The organism is Halopseudomonas yangmingensis (assembly GCF_900114825.1).
GTDB lineage: Bacteria > Pseudomonadota > Gammaproteobacteria > Pseudomonadales > Pseudomonadaceae > Halopseudomonas > Halopseudomonas yangmingensis.
In genome coordinates, this window is record NZ_FOUI01000002.1 from 23,594 (window position 1) to 44,697 (window position 21,104).

The 21,104-nt window shown below is 58.4% G+C and carries 20 protein-coding genes; 13 read left to right on the forward strand and 7 right to left on the reverse strand.

Annotated elements, in window-relative coordinates:
• Positions 1-95 precede the first annotated feature (95 nt).
• A complete protein-coding gene (locus BMZ23_RS02370; protein WP_093472220.1) occupies positions 96-1,064 on the forward strand; it encodes a polyprenyl synthetase family protein in 969 nt (322 codons plus the stop codon).
• Between the two features lie 48 nt (positions 1,065-1,112).
• Here the strand turns inward: BMZ23_RS02370 and bamJ are convergent, their stop codons facing one another.
• On the reverse strand, positions 1,113-1,727 hold the full coding sequence (bamJ, locus tag BMZ23_RS02375) for a BamJ family beta-barrel-assembly machinery protein (protein WP_093472224.1): 615 nt from the start codon (positions 1,725-1,727) through the stop codon (positions 1,113-1,115).
• 121 nt (positions 1,728-1,848) lie between these two features.
• Between bamJ and BMZ23_RS02380 the strand changes: the two genes are divergently transcribed.
• The 9 genes from BMZ23_RS02380 (at position 1,849) to BMZ23_RS02420 (ending at position 11,630) form a co-directional block, all read left to right on the forward strand.
• On the forward strand, positions 1,849-3,141 hold the full coding sequence (locus tag BMZ23_RS02380; protein ID WP_093472227.1) for an NCS2 family permease: 1,293 nt from the start codon (positions 1,849-1,851) through the stop codon (positions 3,139-3,141).
• Complete coding sequence (gene trmA / locus BMZ23_RS02385; RefSeq protein ID WP_093472230.1) at positions 3,141-4,229, forward strand: tRNA (uridine(54)-C5)-methyltransferase TrmA; 1,089 nt, start codon at positions 3,141-3,143, stop codon at positions 4,227-4,229. Before BMZ23_RS02380 ends, trmA begins: the two co-directional genes overlap by 1 nt.
• 108 nt (positions 4,230-4,337) lie before the next feature.
• Positions 4,338-4,817, forward strand: a complete 480-nt coding sequence (locus BMZ23_RS02390) for a GspH/FimT family pseudopilin (protein WP_093472232.1) — start codon at positions 4,338-4,340, stop codon at positions 4,815-4,817.
• Positions 4,786-5,322 (forward strand): type IV pilus modification protein PilV, encoded by a 537-nt coding sequence (gene pilV / locus BMZ23_RS02395; RefSeq protein ID WP_093472234.1) that lies wholly within the window; start codon positions 4,786-4,788, stop codon positions 5,320-5,322. Before BMZ23_RS02390 ends, pilV begins: the two co-directional genes overlap by 32 nt.
• On the forward strand, positions 5,319-6,083 hold the full coding sequence (locus BMZ23_RS02400) for a PilW family protein (RefSeq protein ID WP_093472237.1): 765 nt from the start codon (positions 5,319-5,321) through the stop codon (positions 6,081-6,083). The genes pilV and BMZ23_RS02400 overlap by 4 nt, the downstream gene beginning before the upstream one ends.
• Entirely contained in the window at positions 6,080-6,706 is a 627-nt protein-coding gene (locus tag BMZ23_RS02405; RefSeq protein ID WP_093472240.1) for a pilus assembly PilX family protein, read from the forward strand. The genes BMZ23_RS02400 and BMZ23_RS02405 overlap by 4 nt, the downstream gene beginning before the upstream one ends.
• Positions 6,707-6,723: 17 nt before the next feature.
• Positions 6,724-10,563: a pilus assembly protein gene (locus BMZ23_RS02410; protein ID WP_177197203.1), complete on the forward strand. Its 3,840-nt coding sequence runs from the start codon at positions 6,724-6,726 to the stop codon at positions 10,561-10,563.
• 3 nt (positions 10,564-10,566) lie between these two features.
• Positions 10,567-10,968: a type IV pilin protein gene (locus tag BMZ23_RS02415; RefSeq protein ID WP_093472246.1), complete on the forward strand. Its 402-nt coding sequence runs from the start codon at positions 10,567-10,569 to the stop codon at positions 10,966-10,968.
• A 137-nt stretch (positions 10,969-11,105) separates the two neighbouring features.
• Positions 11,106-11,630 (forward strand): GspH/FimT family pseudopilin, encoded by a 525-nt coding sequence (locus BMZ23_RS02420; protein WP_093473096.1) that lies wholly within the window; start codon positions 11,106-11,108, stop codon positions 11,628-11,630.
• A gap of 6 nt (positions 11,631-11,636) precedes the next feature.
• Here BMZ23_RS02420 and argJ read toward each other — a convergent pair whose 3' ends face one another.
• The 3 genes from argJ to BMZ23_RS02435 all read right to left on the reverse strand — a co-directional run bounded on the left by argJ (position 11,637) and on the right by BMZ23_RS02435 (position 16,648).
• Positions 11,637-12,854 (reverse strand): bifunctional glutamate N-acetyltransferase/amino-acid acetyltransferase ArgJ, encoded by a 1,218-nt coding sequence (gene argJ, locus BMZ23_RS02425; protein ID WP_093472249.1) that lies wholly within the window; start codon positions 12,852-12,854, stop codon positions 11,637-11,639.
• A gap of 27 nt (positions 12,855-12,881) precedes the next feature.
• Entirely contained in the window at positions 12,882-15,614 is a 2,733-nt protein-coding gene (secA, locus tag BMZ23_RS02430) for a preprotein translocase subunit SecA (protein WP_093472252.1), read from the reverse strand.
• Positions 15,615-15,742: 128 nt separating this feature from the next.
• Entirely contained in the window at positions 15,743-16,648 is a 906-nt protein-coding gene (locus tag BMZ23_RS02435; RefSeq protein ID WP_093472254.1) for a M23 family metallopeptidase, read from the reverse strand.
• A gap of 111 nt (positions 16,649-16,759) precedes the next feature.
• Between BMZ23_RS02435 and BMZ23_RS02440 the strand changes: the two genes are divergently transcribed.
• Positions 16,760-17,212, forward strand: a complete 453-nt coding sequence (locus BMZ23_RS02440; protein ID WP_093472257.1) for a DUF721 domain-containing protein — start codon at positions 16,760-16,762, stop codon at positions 17,210-17,212.
• A 3-nt stretch (positions 17,213-17,215) separates the two neighbouring features.
• Here the strand turns inward: BMZ23_RS02440 and BMZ23_RS02445 are convergent, their stop codons facing one another.
• Positions 17,216-17,803: a YajG family lipoprotein gene (locus BMZ23_RS02445; protein ID WP_093472260.1), complete on the reverse strand. Its 588-nt coding sequence runs from the start codon at positions 17,801-17,803 to the stop codon at positions 17,216-17,218.
• Positions 17,804-17,944: 141 nt separating this feature from the next.
• On the opposite strand from BMZ23_RS02445, the gene BMZ23_RS02450 reads away from it, so the two are divergent.
• Entirely contained in the window at positions 17,945-18,187 is a 243-nt protein-coding gene (locus BMZ23_RS02450; RefSeq protein ID WP_093472263.1) for a hypothetical protein, read from the forward strand.
• On the opposite strand, the gene BMZ23_RS02455 is transcribed toward BMZ23_RS02450, so the two are convergent.
• Positions 18,151-18,441, reverse strand: coding sequence for a PA4642 family protein (locus BMZ23_RS02455; RefSeq protein ID WP_093472266.1), 291 nt, complete (start codon positions 18,439-18,441; stop codon positions 18,151-18,153). The two genes, BMZ23_RS02450 and BMZ23_RS02455, sit on opposite strands and share 37 nt — an antisense overlap.
• A gap of 229 nt (positions 18,442-18,670) precedes the next feature.
• On the opposite strand from BMZ23_RS02455, the gene dauA reads away from it, so the two are divergent.
• Positions 18,671-20,389: a C4-dicarboxylic acid transporter DauA gene (gene dauA / locus BMZ23_RS02460; RefSeq protein WP_093472268.1), complete on the forward strand. Its 1,719-nt coding sequence runs from the start codon at positions 18,671-18,673 to the stop codon at positions 20,387-20,389.
• Between the two features lie 108 nt (positions 20,390-20,497).
• On the opposite strand, the gene BMZ23_RS02465 is transcribed toward dauA, so the two are convergent.
• Positions 20,498-21,055, reverse strand: a complete 558-nt coding sequence (locus tag BMZ23_RS02465; RefSeq protein WP_093472271.1) for a hypoxanthine-guanine phosphoribosyltransferase — start codon at positions 21,053-21,055, stop codon at positions 20,498-20,500.
• Positions 21,056-21,104: the final 49 nt, after the last annotated feature.

Genomic DNA, 21,104 nt, shown 5'->3' on the forward strand with positions numbered 1-21,104 from the left:
AAAGCGCGATAAAACCCCACTGCAACAGCGGTTTTCTTGACACCGGCAGACCCGGCCCATAGCATGCCGGCAATCTTAGTGAAAGTGTGCGGCCAATGACTACCCTGCCTTTTTATACTGCCGTGAAGGATGACTTCGAGTCCGTCAACCAGCTGATCATGGACCAGCTGCACTCGCGCATCCCGCTGGTGGAAAAAATCGGCAACTACATTATCAGCGCCGGCGGCAAGCGCCTGCGTCCGCTGGTGGTGCTGCTGGCCAGCCGTGCCTGCGGCATGCATGATCCGCGTCAGCACCTGCTGGCAGCGATCATCGAGTTCCTGCACACCTCAACCCTGCTGCACGACGACGTGGTCGACACCTCCGACCTGCGCCGCGGCCGTTCCACCGCCAATGCCCTGTGGGGCAATGCCCCCAGCGTGCTGGTCGGCGACTTCCTGTATTCCCGCTCGTTCCAGATGATGGTTGACCTGGGCGACATGGACATCATGCGCATCCTTGCCCACGCCACTACGGTGATTGCCGAAGGCGAGGTACTGCAGCTGACCAAGGTGCGCGATGCCAGCACCGACGAAGCGACCTATATGAATGTCATCCGCAGCAAGACCGCGATGCTGTTCGAGGCCTCCAGCCACAGCGCTGCAGTACTGGCTGGTGCTGACGCCGAACAGACCGAGGCGCTGCGCCAGTATGGCAACGCCCTCGGGATCGCCTTCCAGCTGATTGATGACGTCCTGGATTACACCGGCGATGCAGCAACCATGGGCAAGAATGTCGGCGACGACCTGGCTGAAGGCAAGCCGACCCTGCCACTGATCTACACCATGCGCGAAGGCACTGCCGAACAGGCGCAACTGGTTCGCCAGGCCATCCAGAAAGGCGGCCTGGACGATATCGGACTGATCCAGCACGCCGTACGCGAGTGCGGCGCGCTCGATTACACCCTGCAACTGGCGCGTACCGAAGTGGACGAAGCGGTCAGACTGCTCGACTGCCTGCCCGCCTCCGAAGCCCGCGACGCCTTGCAACAACTGGCGCGCTTCGCCATAGACCGCACCCACTGACGCTGCGAGCTTTCAACTACCTGCTCGCAGCCCCAGCTGGCTGCCTTGTCACATTACCTTCAACAACTCGATATCAAACACCAGCGTGCTGTGCGGCGGAATGGAGCCGGCAGCACGAGCGCCGTAGGCCAGCTCGGACGGAATGAACAGCCGCCACTTGGCCCCTTCCTGCATCAGTTGCAGTGCTTCGGTCCAACCGGCAATCACTCCGCCCACCGGGAATTCGGCTGGCTGGCCACGACGGTAGGAGCTGTCGAACACTTCGCCATTGATCAGGGTGCCCTCATAATGCGTCTGCACTGTAGAGGATGCGCCCGGCGTAGCGCCTGTTCCGGCACTGATCACTTCGTACTGCAGACCGGACGCCAGCGTCACTACACCGTCACGACGGGCATTCTCGGCAAGAAAGTCAACACCGGCCTGACGTGCCGCCTGTGCTTCCTGCTCGGCCGCCTCCTGCATTCTTGCCTGCAACTGCTGGAAAGCTGCCTGCAGCGCCTGCTCATCAACCTGACTCGGGCGGCCGGCAAAGGCATCTTTCAGACCACTGGCCACCGCATCCAGATCCAGATCGGGGATGTTGCTGTTGGACAGCTGGTCGCCCATCTGGCGGCCGATGCCATAGCTGACGCGCAGCGCGTCATTGTCAAAGGACTGGGTCATCTCGGGTCTCCGTATAAAATTGGCGCTACAGCCTGACACAGTCATCCGGCAAATTCACTACACGCACGGCTTTTCAGGTAAAATGCCCGGCTTTTCCCGCCCACCTGCACGAGAATCCGTCATGCTGGAAAAGCTGTTCCAACTCAAGGCCCACGGCACCACTGTCCGCACCGAAGTCATTGCCGGCCTCACCACCTTCCTGACCATGGCCTATATCATCTTCGTCAACCCGATGATGATGAGTGATGCCGGCATCGACCCGGGCGCTGCCTTTGTCGCCACCTGCCTGGCCGCTGCCATTGGTTCACTGATCATGGGCCTGTGGGCCAACTACCCGATCGCCCTGGCGCCGGGCATGGGCCTGAACGCCTTCTTCAGCTACACCGTGGTCGGTTCCATGGGCTACAGCTGGGAAGTGGCGCTGGGCGCGGTATTTCTCTCGGGCTTCCTGTTCTTCCTGCTGAGCATCTTCAAGATCCGCGAGTGGATCATCAACAGCATCCCGATGGCGCTGCGTTCGGCAATTGCCGCCGGTATCGGCCTGTTTCTGGCGTTGATCGCACTGAAGAATGCCGGCCTGGTGGTTGATCATCCGGCGACCCTGGTCACCCTGGGCGACGTCACCCAGCCGGCACCGCTGCTGGCTGCACTGGGCTTTGCCATTATCGTAGCCCTGGCCTACCGCCGCGTTACCGGCGCGGTGATGATCGGCATTCTGGTGATCACCCTGATCAGCCTGGTGGCCGGTCTGACCCAGTTCACCGGCGTGGTCGCGGCACCGCCGAGCCTGGCACCGACCTTTATGCAACTGGAGCTGCGCGGCGCACTGGAAATCGGCATGATCAGCGTGATCTTCGCTTTCCTGTTCGTTGACCTGTTCGATACCTCCGGCACCCTGATCGGTGTTGCCCAGAAGGCCGACCTGGTCGACAAGGACGGCAAGCTGCCACGCCTTGGCCGCGCCCTGCTGGCCGACTCCACCGCCACCATGGCCGGCGCCGCACTGGGCACCTCGACCACCACCAGCTATGTCGAATCCGCTGCCGGCACCGCTGCTGGCGGACGCACCGGCCTGACTGCCTGCGTGGTCGCCGGCCTGTTCCTGCTGTGCCTGTTCTTCTCGCCGCTGGCTGGCACCGTACCGGCCTTTGCCACGGCGCCGGCGCTGTTGTTCGTTGCCGTGCTGATGACCAGCGGCCTGGTGCAGGTGGACTGGGATGACCTGACAGTGGCCGCGCCTGTGGTCGTTACCGCACTGGCGATGCCACTGACCTTCTCGATTGCCAACGGTATTGCGCTGGGCTTTATCAGCTGGACAGTGATCAAACTGCTGGCCGGCCGTGCCGCTGACCTGAACCCCAGTCTGTGGGTACTGGCCGGCCTGTTCGTCATCAAGCTGGCGCTGTTCAGCTAATGGGCCTGGCCTTTGCACCCGAGCAGTATCAGGCGCAACTGGATGCCAAACGCCAGCGCCTGATCGAGCTGCTGGCTCCCTTTGGCGCACCGGCACCCGAGGTGTTCGATTCGCCACGCGAACACTTTCGCCTGCGCGCCGAATTTCGCCTGTGGTACGAACAGGGTGTGCCGCACTACGCCATGTTCGAGCAGGGCGACAAGCGCAACCCGGTACTGATAGACCAGCTGCCGATCGCCAGCCAGCGCATCAATGCACTGATGGGCCCGTTGCTGGCGGCCTGCAAGGCCGACCCGCAACTGGGCAGAAAGCTGTTCCAGGTCGAGTTTCTCACCACCCTGTCCGGCCAGGCCCTGGTCACCCTGTGCTATCACCGGCCGATTGACGAGCAATGGGATGCCGCCGCCAGCCAGCTGGCCGCGCAACTGGATATCCGCCTGATCGGCCGCAGCCGTGGCCGCAAGCGCGTACTGGGCGACGACCATATCACCGAAACCCTGCAGGTAGACGGACGCGACTGGCATTACCAGCAGGTTGAGGGTGGCTTTACCCAGCCCAATGGCGAGGTCAACCGCAAAATGCTCGGCTGGGCACTGGATGTAGTGGGCGACAACCCGCAACAGGATCTGCTGGAACTCTACTGTGGCAACGGCAACTTCACCCTGCCGCTGTCTACCCGTTTTCGCCGGGTGCTGGCCACCGAACTGGCAAAACGCTCGGTACAGTCGGCGCAGGCCAACCTGGCGATGAACGCCGTGGATAACGTCACCCTGGTGCGCCTGGCCAGCGAGGAAGTTACCCAGGCACTGACCGGCGTACGCGAATTCCGTCGCCTTCAGGGTATCGACCTGAGCGGTTTCGAGTTCGGCACAGTCTTTGTTGACCCGCCGCGCGCCGGCCTTGACCCGGCCACCCTCGAACTGGTGCGCGGTTACCCGCGCATCCTGTACATCTCCTGCAACCCGGAAACCCTGGCAGCCAATCTGGCCGAACTGCACAGCACCCACCGCATCAGCCGCTGCGCACTGTTTGACCAGTTCCCCTATACCCACCATATGGAATCAGGGGTGTTGCTGGAAAGGCGTTGAGGGCTTCCAAGCCACCTGTCACTCCAGTTTTACCTTCTGTCCAGAGAAAGCTGTCTCACCGCGCCTGCTTGGCTATTTTGTACGAACCAGAAATCGCCGGAGCCCTTCATGAAACACGGCCACCAAGCAGGTGTCACGCTGCTGGAACTGATGATCCTGATCGCCATAATAGCCATCATAGTGACCATTGCAGTTCCAAATCTGAGTTCAATGACCAAAGATAATGCAGTACAGGCACAAGCCGAAGAATTCAATGCCCTGTTGCAATATGCCAGGAGCCATGCAGCCACCAATCGCAGGTCTACCGATGTGGTGATTGATGCGGCCTCAGGCAAACTGGATGTGATGTCCGGAACTGTAGTGTTACGCACGGCAACATTAAATACTGGTGGAGTAAAACTCAATCCGAGTGCAGCCAAAGTGACATTCCGTACCAATGGAACCAGTCTGACTGGTGCATTCCGGGCCACCGTATGCAGCGAGTCAGAGGCAAGCCGTGGATTCGTAATCAGTGTTCTTGCAAGTGGCAGGACAACGCTGCACCCACGGGGCAAGGATGAAAATGGCAACAACCTGGGGGGCTGCTGAAATGAACAAATGCAAAGGCTTTACCCTGCTGGAATTAATGGTAACCATCATCATCATATCGATAGGCTTGTTGGGAATGATGGCCATGCAGGGACGTGCTATCCAGTACAGCACCGACACACTCAACCGAACCCAAGCGATGATGCTTGCCAATGAAATGGTTGAAATCTTGCGTTCTCAGCCTACCAGAATGACTGCCACTGCCCCCTTGTTTACCGGCCTTCCTACCAACGGAGCCGGTAGTTGCACTGAAATTTCTGGCACTGACGTAGTTAATCAGCAGATTCAATGCTGGGGTGACCGTGCTCGCCAGTTGCTACCAGGCGCATCCACCGCAGATATCGCATCTCAGTTTTATGCCTGCCTGAGCACATCAGACGGCATCTGTGGTGCTGGCTCCGCTGTAGAAATTCAAATCGCTTGGCGTGGCACCGGTGAAGAATGCATGCTTAGTAGCGTTACAGATACAGGCATCTGCACCTATCGTGTGAGGACACAAATATGAATTCCACGGTAAAAACGCAGCAAGGCCTTACACTAATTGAACTGCTTATCAGCCTGTTAATCGGCACCATTCTAATACTAGCGATTACTCAAGTATTTATCGACAACAGGAACAATTACCTATTTCAGCAGGGGCAGTCGGACAACAATGAAAATGCACGATATACCTTGCTGGTTTTTGAAGAAGAAATAAGAAGAACAGGATACAGAATCAGCCCTGACATACCCTTTGACCAGAGCTTTCGACCAGTCACCTCAGGTAGCTGTGTCTTTGCTCGCGGACAAACTATAACATTTGACGGCACTAGCAATCGCCTGTGCCTACGTTACCAGCCGCATTTACCCAGCACACTGGCCTGTGACGGTGTTGTACAAACAGGCCCCAGCGAACCTTACTCGACTGGAAGCAGCGTACCGGAAGTTATTGTCAGGATTGAAGTTATCAACAACCAGATTCAATGCAACGGTATACCAATAACAGCTGATCTTGCGGAATTTCAGTTGGAGTTCGGCATCAGCAACAATGAATCTAGAGAGTCTGATGAGTTCAAGCTTACCCCTACTGCCAGCGATAATATTCAGTCGATCCGATATGCCGCACTTCTCAGAAGTCGTTCCAGCAATTTAACTGACTCCACCACAAGCTCAGCCTATGCAACCTGGCATAAGGTTCGTAATGGTGTAGATGGCGTAGAAGCCCCTGATCGCGCCCTCTATCTTATGACTGAAAGCACAATCAACCTGAGGAATCTATCACGATGAAAAACAACCTCAGCATAATCAGACAACAGGCAAGCCATAAGAAGCAACGGGGGGCTGCCCTTCTGCTCGGTCTGGTTTTTCTTGTGATTCTGACTGGCCTGGCCGTCACCAGTATGCGCGAAGTCGCTCTGGATGCACGAATAACCGGCAACTTGATCGGTCAGAAAGATCGCTTTCATGCGGCTGAGGCCGGCCTTAGGGATGGCGAATACCGTATTGCCGGAAAACTGGCTGTTGAAGCCCCTGGGCAGTATCCGATCATTCCCTTAACGCGTTACAGCGACAAAGTTGCGGCTATATCACGCCCTGATGCAAAAAAAGAATGCCCCGCCAGCCTTAAATTTGACGATGTTTGCGTAATCGATAAAAACCCCATTTTCGCGCAGGATTTTACTGAGGCGAAATCTTATTCACCGGACAACTCCAACACCAGCTTTACTGAAATCATTGAATGGTACGCCATTCCATATTTTGGAGGCGCCAGCGATGCAGCGTCTGAGGTACCTGAATATGGCGCAGCGGCTGCCAGTATTGGGCCTGTCAGGCATGAAATCAATGCACGAGCCTCCGACGGAACAAATGAAGTACGTCTGCGCTCGACCGTAGTACGCATCTACTACTAATGATCAGGACAAACGCCATGAGTATTAAAAACTTCTTTAAACAAACCATTTTAAGCAGCCTGGCCTTTGGTATGTGCCTGCAGGGGGCAACCGCCTACGCCTCATTGGATGTCAGTCAGCAACCACTTATGCTGGTAGACTCGGTGCCACCCAACCTGATTCTTACCCTTGACGATTCAGGCAGCATGCGCTGGGCATTTGTGCCAGACTCAATGGGTACAAACAACAACAGCATAAGAAACGCAAGAAGGAGCAAATCTTCCTCATACAACCCGATGTATTACAATCCGGCAATTGATTATCTTCTACCTGTAAAAATCAAAAGCGACGGGACAGTAGACAGCACAGGCTACACGACAAATTTTACCGCAGCCAAACATAATGGATTCAATGATCTTGGTGTAAGAAACCTATCGTCAGACTACCGAGTCTCGTGGAATGATAACATCAACGTTGCCCAAAGCTATACTTATGATAGTTCTACTGGTTATGCATCACCTACTGGCACAATTTTTAATTTAGCCAGGAACCCTGAGAGCGACTTTAGGGCCCAATGCTCAAGAAACAACGATGGTGCCTGCCCTACAATAACTACAACTGGTGGCATGATATTCAACATTTCCAGAACCAGTAGCGGCTGTACTGCAACGGCAACATTCCCTGACGGTGGATCAATAGGCGGCGTAAACTGCTCCCGGAGTGGGAGTACGATGACCGTAGACCTTACAGGACGTGGGGTACCGGCATACTACTACCGCCTGAACGACACAGCCGCCTGCCGAGCAAATCCGGATAACGACAACTGCTATACGTTGGTGCGTGTAAGCAGCAACTCAGGCGTGGCAGGTCGTGACGAGCGGCAAAACTTTGCTATCTGGTACTCTTTTTATCGGAACCGTGCTCTGGCAACCCTGAGTGCTGCGAATCTGGCTTTCAATGAGTTGCCACCATCCATTCGATTCACCTGGCAGAGTCTAGGTAACTGCACCACGCTCAACAGTAGTGGCTGTAACACAAACCGTTTCAGAGCCTATAGCGGTCAGCACAAATATAATTTCTTCGAGTGGATGAACAACCTGAATTTTGACCAAAGCACCCCACTGCGTGCCGCGCTGGATCGTGCAGGCAAGTTTTTACAGGACAATTCAACAGCCTGGGCGTACAACCCAAACCCTATTGGCGGCACCACCGTTACCAATCCGGTACTCGCCTGCCGCCCCAGCTATCACATTATGATGACCGACGGCATGTGGAACGGTGCAGACGGCAATCCATCCGGAACCTTCCGGCATGATGCACGGTCCTTTACCCTGCCCGACGGGACATCATACAGCGGCAGCAGAAACCCTTACTATGGCGCTGCAAGCAATACACTTGCTGATCTTGCCATGCACTATTGGGCAACCGATCTGCGCCCGACAATCGACAATGATTTGAAACCATTCACTCCCTTTCCGTCTGCGAACAAGACCAATGAATATTGGGACCCGCGAAATAATCCCGCTGACTGGCAGCATATGGTGAACTTCATGGTTGGTCTTGCGCTGACCAACTCGATGCAACAACCGGGGATTGAGTGGGCTGGCGGCACTTTCGAGGGCACGGGATACCAGAATCTTGCCAACGGAACTAACGATTGGCCCGTGCCCTCTGCAAACAGTGAAAATAACGTCTATGATCTTTGGCACGCTGCGATAAACTCCCGCGGCGAGTTTTACAGTGCTGACAGCCCTGAATCACTCGTACAATCCTTCAAGGACATCATCGGCAGGATTGCAGAGCGTAGCTCAGTTGCCAGCAAGCCGGGGGTGTCATCCTCGGTATCCCTTGACCCTGGCCTTGACCTATCTACAGCCACTATTCAGAACAGGATTCTCGAAGCCAAATATGACAGTCAGTCTGGCTGGTCAGGCGACCTTATCAGACGAGATGTATCACGCTTGACCGACGGAAGTATTATTTCAACACAGGTATGGAATGCAGCAAGTCAACTAACCAGTGACGCCGGGCGCACCATATTAATGGCCGGCACCAGTGCAAGCGGATTGAAAGAGTTCAATTGGAGCAACTTGAATACCGCTCAACGGGCGCCTTTCAACATCAACCCAGATGGGTTGGGAACTGTAAATGATGGCAAGGGACAGGATCGCGTCAACTTTGTACGTGGCAGCCGCGCCCTAGAAGGCACTTCAAACACAAGCTTCCGTGAGCGAGGCACCACTGTACTGGGTGATATCATCAATTCAAGTCCCGTTGTTGTAGGTCGCGCGGAAAATGTCCCATTCTTGATGGATAGGATTGACGGCTCCAGCGGCGACTATCTCCAGTATATGGACGCAACAGTCACCAGGCCTGAACTGGTATATGTAGGCGCCAACGATGGTATGCTACATGCATTCAACCTCAGTGACGGGTCAGAAGCCTTTGCCTTTATTCCAAGTGAAGTACTGCCGAAACTTCCCAAACTTTCTGGTAAAAGCTTTGTTGGTGGAGGTCACCAATTCTACGTCGATGGCACTCCGGTAGTTCGCGACGTCTATTTTGATGGCGCATGGCGAACAGTACTTATTGGTACATTGCGTGCCGGTGGTCGCTCTGTATTTGCCCTTGACATCACAGACCCAGGCGTCAATGGGGCAGGTGTAAAACTACTTTGGGAAATCAGCAACACGGACACAGACTATGCTGATCTCGGTTACAGTTTTGCCCGGCCTGAAATTGCCCGCTTGCATTCAGGCCAGTGGGGCGTATTACTTGGAAATGGCTATGACAGCACTGACGGCAAAGCAGTCCTCTATGTGATAGATGTAGCTACAGGTACACGATTGAGCCGTCTGGAAGTGGATAATGGCTCCTCCGGCGACAACGGATTATCAAGCGTTCGCGGCGCTGACAATAACAGTGACGGTATTGTCGATTACGCCTATGCGGGTGATCTTAAAGGCAATGTATGGCGCTTTGACCTGGTTAACACCGGGACATCGATAGCAGCTCAGCCTGACCCCTTTTCCAGGACAGTGCAAACTGGCATATCACCTTCCTCTTTCAAGGTGTCTTTTGGTGGTAATCCCTTGTTCAAGGCAAGTGCCGCCGGCCAACCACAACCCATCACAGGGCTACCATCGTTGGTAAGACACCCAACAGGGCGCGGCTATCTGGTGATAGTAGGCACAGGCAAATACTTTGAAACATCTGACGCCGCACCAGACACAAGCAAACCCAATACTGTCTACGGCATCTGGGACCGACACACTCGCGGAGAGAACACAAGTGCGGCCCTGGCATCTGCTACGCTCGCCAATATGGAACAACAAACCATCACACAGCAAACAAGTATGTCCGTAGCAGGAACCACACAAACTGTAAGAACTTTAAGTGATAACAGTATCAACTGGTATACAGCTGGCACTACTGCTGCACAGGAAAACAACGAATCCAGAGTAAATCGGCGGGGCTGGTATCTTGATCTAGCTGTCAGCGGTGTTCTGGAGGGCGAGATGCTGATCAATGATATGCTCGCGAGGGGTGGTGTTCTTCTCTTCAGCACTATTACACCAAATCAAGATCCCTGCGCTGATGGCCTTAACAGCATGTTGTATGCAATCAACGCCAATACAGGTGGACGCCTTCCAAGGGCTACATTTGATGTAAATCGCGATGGGAAAATAACTGAGGATGACTATCTGCCCGGTGAAACTCCCCCTTCAGCACTGGATGTTTCAGTACCTGGCGGTGTACCACTGACTAGAGATGGTTTGATCTGTGACAACACTGGCCTCTGTATAAGTTTCGAGGTACCTCCATCCGATCAGGGCCGCACCAGTTGGCAACAATTACCTGCCCCCGGCGAGGAGTAACCGATGAAACCATTCTGTAGATACAACGGTTTCACCCTGATCGAAATCATGATTGTGGTGGCTATTATCGGGATAATTGCAAGCATCGCTTATCCTTCGTACGCCGAATATGTCAGGGACGGCAAGCGAGCCGAGGGGAAGACACTGCTGGTGGATGCTGCCGCAAGACAGGAAAGATTCTATGCTCAGAACGGTAGTTACGTGACCACTAACGCCACATTGAGCCAACTTAACCTGCAGAAGGTTGAACACTATAACCTCACTGTAGCCAAAGTTGCGGATGACGGTGGTTACAGCTTAACCGCCACACCGGCTTTCAGTGATCCAAAATGCGGCAATCTGACGCTGACTGCTAACGGCACCAAGGGCAACAGTGGGACAAAAGATGCTAATTACTGCTGGTAAGGTGTAGTTCGTTCAGCAAACAAGGGGCCAATTTCTGGCCCCTTTTCTTTATCTTCAGAATTTGCATCTAAACTAGTAGCAGCTTCGGTCCGCTGATTCAGGTACGGACCAGCCGACTTAACAGGGAGCTGCACCGTATGGAAACTTCAACCAACAACGGTTTTACGCTGATAGAACTGCTGGTAGCTCTGGCCATACTCGGCCTTGCACTTGGCATAGGTTTGCCGTCACTGGACCGTCAGATCGAGCAGCGGCGGCTGGATGTCAGCAGTACGCTGCTGCAGGGTGATCTGGCCTTTGCCAGGCAGCAGGCGCTGGCGGATAACCGTGCGGTCACCGTTGGAGCTGCAGGTGGCTGGCAGGATGGCTGGCGGGTGTTTGTGGACAGGGATGGAGACGGTCGGTTTGGCAGTGGTGACCTGCTGCTGCGCAGCCAGTCAGCGCAGCCGGTGCACATCACCGGGAACAGCTCGGTGGCCGGCTATGTACGCTACAACGGCCTGGGTGAATCACAAACCTTCAGTGGCGCCTTTCAGGCCGGCACCCTGCTGTTGTGCCCGGCGAAGGAGGCAGTGGCCGGGCGCAGCCTGGTGATCAACCGCAGTGGGCGGGTACGCAGCGAGCGACTGCCCGCTGGTGATCCGCGCTGCGCCGGCAGCTGAAAGACTTCAGGTCCGATACTCGGCATTGATCCGCACATACTCATGGGACAGGTCGGTGGTCCACAGGGTTTCACTGACACGGCCACGATTGAGTTCAATACGGATGCTGATTTCCGCCTGCGCCATGACCCGCGCGCCCTGCTCTTCGGTGTATTCCTCGGCACGTCCGCCATGGCGGGTGATACAGACGTCGTCCAGGTAGACGTCGATCTTCTCGACATCCAGATTTTCGACACCGGCGTAGCCGACTGCTGCCAGAATGCGTCCCCAGTTGGGATCGGAGGCGAACAGCGCGGTCTTGATCAGCGGTGAGTGGGCCACGGCATACGCCACGTCGAGGCATTCGCCCTGCGTGGCGCCACCGTTGACGCGGATGGTGACGAACTTGGTGGCCCCTTCGCCGTCACGCACAATCGCCTGTGCCAGCTCCAGCATTACCGTATTCACCGCCTCGGCCAGCTGCCGGTATTCGGCACTGTCGTGCTCGGTGATTTCCAGCATATCGGCCTGACCGGTGGCGATCAGCATGCAGGAGTCGTTGGTACTGGTATCACCGTCGATGGTGATGCGGTTGAACGACAGGTCAGCGGCGGTGCGCAGCATCTGCTGCAGCAGCGGCTGGGCGATCTTGGCGTCGGTGGCGACATAGCCAAGCATGGTCGCCATGTTCGGGCGGATCATGCCGGCACCCTTGGAAATACCGGTGACCGTAACCTGGGCACCGCCGATGCTGACCTGCCGGCTACAGCCCTTGGGCAGGGTGTCGGTGGTCATGATGCCTTCGGCGGCGACAGCCCAGTGGTTTTCATCCAGGTCAGCCAGCGCCTGCGGCAGTACTGCAATGATCTTGTCGGCTGGCAGGATTTCGCCAATCACTCCGGTGCTGAATGGCAGCACCTGCTCCGCCTGCACGCCGGTCAGCTCCGCCAGCGCCTCGCAGGTGCGCAGCGCTGCCTGCATGCCCGGCTTGCCGGTGCCGGCGTTGGCATTGCCGGTGTTCACCAGCAGGTATTGCGGCGCATGCGCCAGGCGCTGACGGCACAGGGTTACCGGTGCGGCGCAGAAGGCGTTGCGGGTAAACACCCCGGCAATGACCGAACCCGGCGCGGCCTGCATCACTACCACGTCCTTGCGCCCGGCGCGCTTGATGCCGGCCGAGGCAATACCGAGACGAAAACCGCGAACCGGATGCAGAACAGGCAAAGGGCCGAGACCAACGGGCATGGGATGACTCCTGGAATTGGGGTGGTATCAGATCTGCCCGTGACAGTGTTTGTATTTCTTGCCCGAGCCGCAGGGGCAGGGGTCATTACGACCGACCTTGGGGCCGTCGCGGGTGACCGGAGCGCTGGGGGCCGGGGCGGCTTCGGCGGCTTCCGGCTCGGGCTGCGTCATGGCGCTGGCATCTTCGTGCTTGAACTGCATCCGACGGGCCATTTCCTCGGCCTGACGGCGCATGCGTGCCTCTTCCTCGGCTGGATCCTCCTGGCGCACCTTGACGTGGCTGAGGATACGAATGGTGTCATGCTTGATCGAGTCGAGCATTTCCTCGAACAGTCCAAGGGCTTCGCGCTTGTATTCCTGTTTCGGGTTCTTCTGCGCGTAACCGCGCAGGTGGATGCCCTGACGCAGGTGATCCATGGTCGCCAGTTGTTCCTTCCAGCGGTCATCCAGCACCCGCAACAGCATCTGCTTTTCGAACATCCGCAGATTATCGGCGCCGGCCAGCTCTTCCTTGGCCTGATATTCCTTGATCAGCTCAGCCAGAATACGCTGACGCAGACCTTCTTCGTGCAGACTGTCGTCTTCATCCAGCCACTGCTGCAACGGCAGGTGCAGGGCCAGTTCGCTGGTCAGGTGCTGCTCCAGCCCGGCCACATCCCATTGTTCGGGCAGGCTTTGCGGCGGAATGTACTGGCTGATGGCGGCGGCGACCACATCCTCGCGCAGACCCTGGATGCTGTCTTCCACGTTATCTGCGGCAAGAATGGCATTGCGCTGGCCATACACCACCTTGCGCTGTTCATTGGCCACATCGTCATATTCAAGCAGTTGCTTGCGGATATCGAAGTTGCGGCCTTCGACCTTGCGCTGGGCTTTTTCAATGGCGTTGGTAACCATGCGGTGTTCGATGGCTTCCCCCTTCTCCATACCCAGTGCCTTCATAAAGCTCTTCACCCGGTCAGAGGCAAAGATGCGCATCAGGTTGTCTTCCAGCGACAGGTAGAAGCGGCTGGAGCCTGGGTCACCCTGGCGGCCGGCACGGCCACGCAGCTGGTTGTCGATACGCCGTGATTCATGGCGCTCGCAGGCAATGATGTGCAGGCCGCCGGCTTCCAGCACCTGCTGGTGACGTTGTTTCCAGTCAGCCTTGACCCGGGCAATCTGCTCCTGGGTGGGGTTTTCCAGTGCTGCCACTTCGGCTTCCCAGTTACCGCCCAGGATGATGTCGGTACCACGGCCAGCCATGTTGGTGGCGATGGTGACTGCACCGGGCCGGCCGGCCTGGGCCACGATTTCCGCTTCCTTTTCGTGGAACTTGGCGTTCAGTACCTTGTGTTCAATACCTTCCTTTTTCAGCAACGCCGATACCGCTTCGGAGGATTCGATGGTGGCAGTCCCCACCAGCACCGGTCGGCCACTGGCCATGCAGTCCTTGATATCGGTAACGATGGCAGCAAACTTTTCCTCGATGGTGAGGAATACCAGGTCGTTGTGGTCCTTGCGCGCCATCGGTTTGTTGGTGGGAATCACCACCACGTCCAGACCGTAGATCTGGCGGAACTCGAAGGCTTCGGTATCGGCGGTGCCTGTCATGCCCGACAGTTTGTTGTACAGGCGGAAGTAGTTCTGGAATGTGGTGGATGCCAGTGTCTGGCTCTCGGCCTGGATATTCAGACCTTCCTTGGCCTCGATGGCCTGGTGCAGGCCTTCGGACAGTCGACGGCCCGGCATGGTACGACCGGTGTGCTCGTCAACCAGCACCACCTGGTTATTCTGCACAATGTATTCAACATTGCGGTGGAACAGGGTGTGGGCGCGCAATGCAGAGTGCACGTGATGCAGCAGGTTCAGGTTCTGCGCGGCATACAGGCTATCACCGTCCTTGAGCAGCCCCTCGCGCACCAGCAGTTGTTCGATATGCTTGTGGCCCTCTTCGGTCAACTCGACCTGACGGGCCTTTTCGTCGATCACGTAATGCCCGGTGGCTTCGCTCTGCCCTTCTTCCGCCGGCTCGCCACGGGTCAGGCCGGGGATCAGCTTGTTCATGGCGATATACAGCTGCGAGCTGTCTTCGGCCGGACCGGAGATGATCAGCGGGGTACGCGCCTCGTCGATCAGGATGGAGTCGACTTCGTCGACCACGGCAAAGTTCTGCTCGCGCTGGAACTTCTCTTCCAGGCTGAACGCCATGTTGTCGCGCAGGTAGTCGAAACCGAATTCGTTGTTGGTGCCGTAGGTAATGTCGCAGCGATAGGCCTCACGCTTTTCCGTCGGGTCCTGCATCGGCACCACCACGCCAACGCTGAGGCCGAGGAATTCGTACAGCGGGCGCATCCAGTTGGCGTCGCGGCGGGCCAGGTAGTCGTTCACTGTGACCACATGCACGCCCTTGCCGGACAGCGCATTCAGGCACACCGGCAGGGTCGCTACCAGGGTCTTGCCTTCGCCGGTCTTCATTTCGGCAATCTTGCCTTCGTGCAGGGTGATGCCGCCGATCATCTGCGCATCGAAGTGGCGCATACCCATGACCCGCTTGCCGGCCTCGCGCACTATGGCAAAGCATTCCGGCAACACTGCATCCAGCGTTTCGCCCCCCTGAACCCGCTCGCGCAGCTTGAACATGGCTTCGCGTAACTGGTCGTCGCTGAGGGCCACCATTGCCTCTTCATGGGAGCTGATCGCGCTGACGATCTTGCTCATGCGCTTGAGTTCGCGTTCGTTCTTGCTTCCAAACAGTTTCTTGATCAGTGGCGCAAACATAATGCTTCAGGTATCCGTTGACTGGGGGGCGGCGGCGGTCATCCCGACCGGACATGAATCACGCAAAGCGGGCATTCTACTCTGATTTTGACGCGGCAATAAACCACGCTGCCGGATCAACCGGCAGCTCAGTTGGAAGCCAGATAGCGTGCCGGATTGACCGCCATGCCGTTGCGGCGGATTTCAAGGTGCAGATGTGGCCCGGTTGAGCGTCCGGTTGAGCCCACGGTCGCGATCTGCTGGCCTTTTTCCACCAGATCGCCTTTTTCCACTTCAAGCGTGTGGGCGTGGGCGTAAATGCTGGTGTAGCCCCCGGCATGGGTGATTTCCAGCATGTTGCCGTAAGCACGGTGATATCCGGCAAAGCTGACCACACCATCACCTACGGAGTGAATGGGTGTGCCACGGGGCGCGGAAAAGTCCAGACCGGTATGCATGCTGATGCGACCGTTGAACGGATCGACACGCCGACCAAAGCCGGATGAGCGCAAACCCGCGGGTACGGGCAGGTAGTCCAGCGTGGTATTGCTGTCGATCTGCTGGGTCACCAGCAACTGCTCAAGAACCCGCATCTGCTCAAGGCGACTGTCGATACGCAGGGTCAGGCCATCCAGCAACTGCTCGATATCCGGCAGCTCGGGTGCCATGGCGGCATCGTCACCGGGGCCACCAACTGCCGGCTCATTGATAAAGTCAAACTCGCCATCATCCATGCCGGTGAGCTCGGTCAGGCGCTCGCCAAGGGCATCCAGTCGCGCCATGCGGGCCTGCAGTCTGGCCAGTTGGCGCGCCATGTATTCAACCTGTTGCTGGCTTTCCTGCAACTGGCGCTTGCTGGCGGTCTGTTCCAGCGCAGCCTGGTAGGCACCCTGCTGCTGCAGGGCGGCACTGCTGCCATCCAGCATCAGCCAGACCAGCACAGCGCCAAGTAACGGCAGGCTGACCACCAGTGCCAGCAGCGCGAACAGCGCCGTTCGGCCCAGCGTGATGCTGCGCGCAGCACCGTGCGCTGCGGTAAGTATGATTACGTTCAAGCAATTCCCCCTGGAGGATCGGTCGTGGCGGCTGTTCGCCCTGTCGATCTGTCCGTGTACACTGCGCTCTGGGCCGGTGGTTTGTTCACCGGCAGCGTCTTGAGGTCTCCGATGTCCTTCACTCCGCTGGACGCACGACGTCCCGCCGATCTGCTGCTAAATGGCAGAACGCTGAAGTCGCTGGTCAGTCAGGCGCGCCAGTTGCAGCGCCTGCAGACGCTACTGGAAACGCGTCTGGAGCCGGCTGCCCGCGAACACTGCCGGGTTGCCTCGCTGCGCGATGGCGTATTGCGGCTGGTGGTCACCGACAGTCACTGGGCAACCCGCCTTCGCTATCAGCAAAAGCGCCTGATTCGTGACCTGCAGGCCTTTACGGAGTTCGGCACCTTAAACAAAATCCAGTGCAAGGTACAACCGCCACTGATCAGAAAACAACCACCCGGGCCGGTGATGCGGCACTCTGCCACAGCCGCCGACAGCCTGCAGGAGACCGCCGAGCAGATCAGCGACCCGCAATTGCGGGCCGCCCTGGAGCGTCTGGCACGGCATCACCGCGAAGGCTGACCCTCAGCGCTGCAGTATCTGTACGATGGCTGGATCCTTGAATACCCGCGTCAGCGCATCGTTCATTACTTCGGTAACCAGACGGGTGTTGGTTGCCTGATTCGGTGCATAGCCGAAACGGTGCTGGGCCGATGCCCCGTAACGCCCCTGATACTGCTGGCTGCTGCTGCGCGCCTCGGCGACGAAGGCGGCACTGATGTCGGCCTGGGTTACATAGGCGCCATCCTTGGGCGACTGGTAACGCAGCTCGGCCAGACTGACCGTCAGCCGGTTGGCGTTCGGCGTACCCTCCGGCACCACGCTGAAGCCGAGCTGGCGCACTGCGCCTTCTACCTGCTGGCGAATCAGTCCGATGCTCTGTTCGCTGATGGTGATATTGCTCGACTCAGGATAAATCCCACCCCGAGTACCCAGCACCTTCGACGGCCGGGTGTCCTGTACCACCACCACCACCGGCTGGCGGGAAGCCACCGGATTCAGCGGTACCTGCACCTGCGGCTGCACATTCAGTTGCTGCGGACTGTGGGCACAACCGACCAGCAGCGCCGAGCCCATCAACAGCGCGGCCATAAGCCCCTTGCGAATACCCATGCAAATGCACCTCTCTGATGCCTGATTGATAATTGATCGTCGGCTTTGACCTGCCAGACGCCAAGAGTTCACGTAGCTGTCACGCCTTCGCAACAGCCTGCCGCGATTATTGCTGCCGGAAATGACCGGGAGATCACCAGCATGTTGCAGTCACTCTGGAATCGCACACCAAAACGCCACTTTGCCCTGCTCGACAACCAGGGCCGCTGCCTGGGCCTCTGGCAACTCTGCGAGGCGCCCCGCGGTCTGGCCTGGGTCGAGGTCAACGCCTGCGACCCTCGCTGGATCGGAAAGCCTTTGCCGGCCAGCGCCTGCGTTTCGTCGAATAGCCCGCCCGTGCGGCTGGTTCAGCGCGCGCCAGCCGCTTCCAGTGCCGCGATGTAATCCTCGGCCAGGCTGTGCTCGCGCAGTTGCTGCAGGAAACTGCGGCCCTGGGCGTCCGTCTGGTTCAGGTCGTGCCCGGCAGCTTTGAACATGGCCAGGAAGCGTTCGAAATCGTGAGCCCGTAGCCCCCGGTAGGCGCGGGTCAGGATAAACAGATCGACCGGCTGATCGTCGACCGGGCGGGCCTGCAGAAAGACGGCCACCTGCTCGTCACTGATCTCCTCGCCAATCACCTTTTTCTTGTCCTTGCGCATCTGTGTCGCCCTCACTGGTGCAAAAGTGCGGATTGTACCTGTGCCCTGCAATGCCCACCAGCGCGACAGCGGCTTGGCCACAGGCCGACGGCGGGCGTACACTCCCGGGGGTTACGCCAGCCAGTTGCAGGTATCCGCACGGCGGACCTGCCTGCCGCAAAACAACTCTTCCACGACAGACTCTGACTGACGCCGATCCTCCATCTGCATTCCCAGCCTAGGAGTTGCCATGGCCAGATTCAGTCTGCCGCTGTTCACCGCCCTGCGTGCCAGCCTACAGGGCGGTTATGGCCTGCACGACCTGCGCGGTGACCTGCTGGCCGGCCTGACGGTCGGTATCATTGCCATCCCGCTGGCCATGGCACTCGCCATCGCGGTCGGCGTGGCACCCCAGCACGGGCTCTACACGGCAATAGTCGCCGGCCTGCTGATCGCCCTGTGCGGCGGCTCACGCTTCAACATTTCCGGCCCTACCGCCGCTTTTGTGGTGATTCTGCTGCCGATTACCCAGCAGTACGGCCTTGGCGGGCTGCTGCTGGTGACCCTGATGTCCGGGGTGATCCTGATGGCTATGGGCATGGCACGCCTCGGCAACCTGATCCAGCTGGTGCCCTACCCGGTGGTGCTCGGCTTTACCGCCGGCATCGGTATTGTCATAGCGCTGCTGCAGGTCGGTGATCTGCTCGGCCTGCAGGATGTCGGCCGGCACAGCCATATGACCGAGCACGTCGCGGCGCTGTTTCAGGCGCTGCCCGGTATCCGGCTGGGCGATACGCTGGTCGGACTGCTGACGTTATTCACGCTGATTTTCTGGCCGCGCCTGACCCGGCGCATTCCCGGGCATCTGGTGGCGCTGCTGTTTGGCACTCTGGTGGCGCTGCTACTGGGTACGCTGGATATCGAGGTCGCCACCCTCGGCTCACGCTTCAGCTACCAGCTGGACGGTGTCGAGCATGCCGGTATCCCGCCGCTGGCGCCGCACTGGCTGCTGCCCTGGCAGCTGCCCGGCGCCGACGGCCAGCCGCTGCCGCTGAGCTTCGCGCTACTGCGTGAGCTGCTGCCGGCCGCGCTGGCGGTGGCCATGCTGGGCGCCATCGAGTCGCTGCTGTGTGCGGTAATTGCCGATGGCATGACCACTACCCGGCATGATCCCAACGGTGAACTGGTGGGTCAGGGGCTGGGTAACCTGATAGTGCCGTTCTTTGGCGGGATTACCGCCACCGCGGCGATTGCCCGCACCGCCGCCAGCATCCGCAGCGGTGCCCGCAGCCCGATTGCCGCAGTGGTGCATGCCGGTGTGGTGCTGTTGTCGGTGGTATTGCTGGCCGAGCTGTTTGCCTGGCTGCCGATGGCCTCGCTGGCAGCCATGCTGCTGATGGTGGCGTGGAATATGAGCGAGGCACCGCACCTGCTACGCATGCTCAAGGTAGCCCCCCGCCCGGATGTCGTGGTGCTGCTGACCTGTCTGCTGCTGACGGTGCTGTTCGATATGGTGCTGGCGGTGGCGGTTGGCCTGCTGCTGGCCTCGGCGCTGTTTATCCGGCGCATGGCCGGGCTCAGCAGTGGTCGCTCGCTGCCGCTGCAGCAGTCAGCGGAACTGGCCGCACTGCCGGACAGCGTGGCGCTGTACCGGATTGAAGGCCCGCTGTTCTTTGCCGCCGCCGACAAGGCGCTGGATGCGCTGGGGCGTTATGACGAGAGCATCCGCCATCTGGCGCTGGATATGCGCGCGGTGCCGAGCATGGACATGACCGCGCTGATCCTGCTGGAGAAGGCCCTGCATGGCCTGCAGCAACGCGGCGTGCAGGTCTGGCTGATTGGCGTGCGCAGTGAGCTGCGGCTGAAGCTGAAACGCGCCGGGCTGGGTGCCGTACTCAACCAGCGCCACTACTGCCGCAGCCCGGAACAGGCGGCGCGGCTGATTGAGCGGGCGCTGCAGAAAGACTAACCCCGGCAGCCCCGCGGGCTGCTTTGCCGACTGAAGTCGGCGATCCCAAACACCAGTCCGCGGTCGAGCGCGCCTTTCAGAGTATGCACGGCCACTGGGAGCGCCAGTTCAATGCCCTTTCAGGGCGAAGATGCCGGCGGCGTTGCGCCAGTAGCCCTTGTAGTCGAGGCCGAAGCCGAAGATGTAGCGGTCTTCCACATCCAGCCCGGTGAAATCGGCACGCATGCCGGCGTAGGCCTTACGATCGTGCTGCTTGTCCAGCAGTACTGCCGTCAGCACCTGCTCGGCACCGGCGTCCCTGCAGTATTCGACGATGGCTGCCAGGGTGTGCCCCTCGTCCAGAATATCGTCGATGATCAGCACGGTTCGCCCGACCAGCGAATGCTCGGCGCGCGCCTTCCAGAACAGCTCGCCGCCGGACAGCTTGTTGCGATAGCGGGTGGCATGCAGGTAGCCAACTTCCATTGGGAAATCCAGACGGGTCAGCAGCTGGCCGGCAATGATCAGGCCGCCGTTCATCACGCTGTAGACAATCGGGTTGCTGTCACGCAACTGCTGGTTGATTTCAACGGCCATGCGATCCATCGCTGCCTCGACCTGTTCACGGGTAAACAGGCAATCGGCTTCATCCATTACCTGGCGGACATGTTGCAGATCGATCGACATCGGAGCCTCCGGGGCAGCGGAAAAAGGGGCGAAAAATACTGATCCTGCC

Bases quoted from the DNA above. Each gene is read 5' to 3' on its own strand.
- BMZ23_RS02420 (WP_093473096.1), top strand. From the start codon at position 11,106: ATGGAAACTTCAACCAACAACGGTTTTACGCTGATAGAACTGCTGGTA.
- trmA (WP_093472230.1), top strand. From the start codon at position 3,141: ATGGGCCTGGCCTTTGCACCCGAGCAGTATCAGGCGCAACTGGATGCC.
- BMZ23_RS02445 (WP_093472260.1), bottom strand. From the start codon at position 17,803: ATGGGTATTCGCAAGGGGCTTATGGCCGCGCTGTTGATGGGCTCGGCG.
- BMZ23_RS02455 (WP_093472266.1), bottom strand. From the start codon at position 18,441: ATGCGCAAGGACAAGAAAAAGGTGATTGGCGAGGAGATCAGTGACGAG.
- BMZ23_RS02405 (WP_093472240.1), top strand. From the start codon at position 6,080: ATGAAAAACAACCTCAGCATAATCAGACAACAGGCAAGCCATAAGAAG.
- BMZ23_RS02400 (WP_093472237.1), top strand. From the start codon at position 5,319: ATGAATTCCACGGTAAAAACGCAGCAAGGCCTTACACTAATTGAACTG.
- BMZ23_RS02465 (WP_093472271.1), bottom strand. From the start codon at position 21,055: ATGTCGATCGATCTGCAACATGTCCGCCAGGTAATGGATGAAGCCGAT.
- BMZ23_RS02415 (WP_093472246.1), top strand. From the start codon at position 10,567: ATGAAACCATTCTGTAGATACAACGGTTTCACCCTGATCGAAATCATG.
- dauA (WP_093472268.1), top strand. From the start codon at position 18,671: ATGGCCAGATTCAGTCTGCCGCTGTTCACCGCCCTGCGTGCCAGCCTA.
- BMZ23_RS02390 (WP_093472232.1), top strand. From the start codon at position 4,338: ATGAAACACGGCCACCAAGCAGGTGTCACGCTGCTGGAACTGATGATC.
- BMZ23_RS02450 (WP_093472263.1), top strand. From the start codon at position 17,945: ATGTTGCAGTCACTCTGGAATCGCACACCAAAACGCCACTTTGCCCTG.
- BMZ23_RS02410 (WP_177197203.1), top strand. From the start codon at position 6,724: ATGAGTATTAAAAACTTCTTTAAACAAACCATTTTAAGCAGCCTGGCC.
- BMZ23_RS02380 (WP_093472227.1), top strand. From the start codon at position 1,849: ATGCTGGAAAAGCTGTTCCAACTCAAGGCCCACGGCACCACTGTCCGC.
- BMZ23_RS02370 (WP_093472220.1), top strand. From the start codon at position 96: ATGACTACCCTGCCTTTTTATACTGCCGTGAAGGATGACTTCGAGTCC.
- bamJ (WP_093472224.1), bottom strand. From the start codon at position 1,727: ATGACCCAGTCCTTTGACAATGACGCGCTGCGCGTCAGCTATGGCATC.
- pilV (WP_093472234.1), top strand. From the start codon at position 4,786: ATGAAAATGGCAACAACCTGGGGGGCTGCTGAAATGAACAAATGCAAA.
- argJ (WP_093472249.1), bottom strand. From the start codon at position 12,854: ATGCCCGTTGGTCTCGGCCCTTTGCCTGTTCTGCATCCGGTTCGCGGT.
- BMZ23_RS02440 (WP_093472257.1), top strand. From the start codon at position 16,760: ATGTCCTTCACTCCGCTGGACGCACGACGTCCCGCCGATCTGCTGCTA.
- secA (WP_093472252.1), bottom strand. From the start codon at position 15,614: ATGTTTGCGCCACTGATCAAGAAACTGTTTGGAAGCAAGAACGAACGC.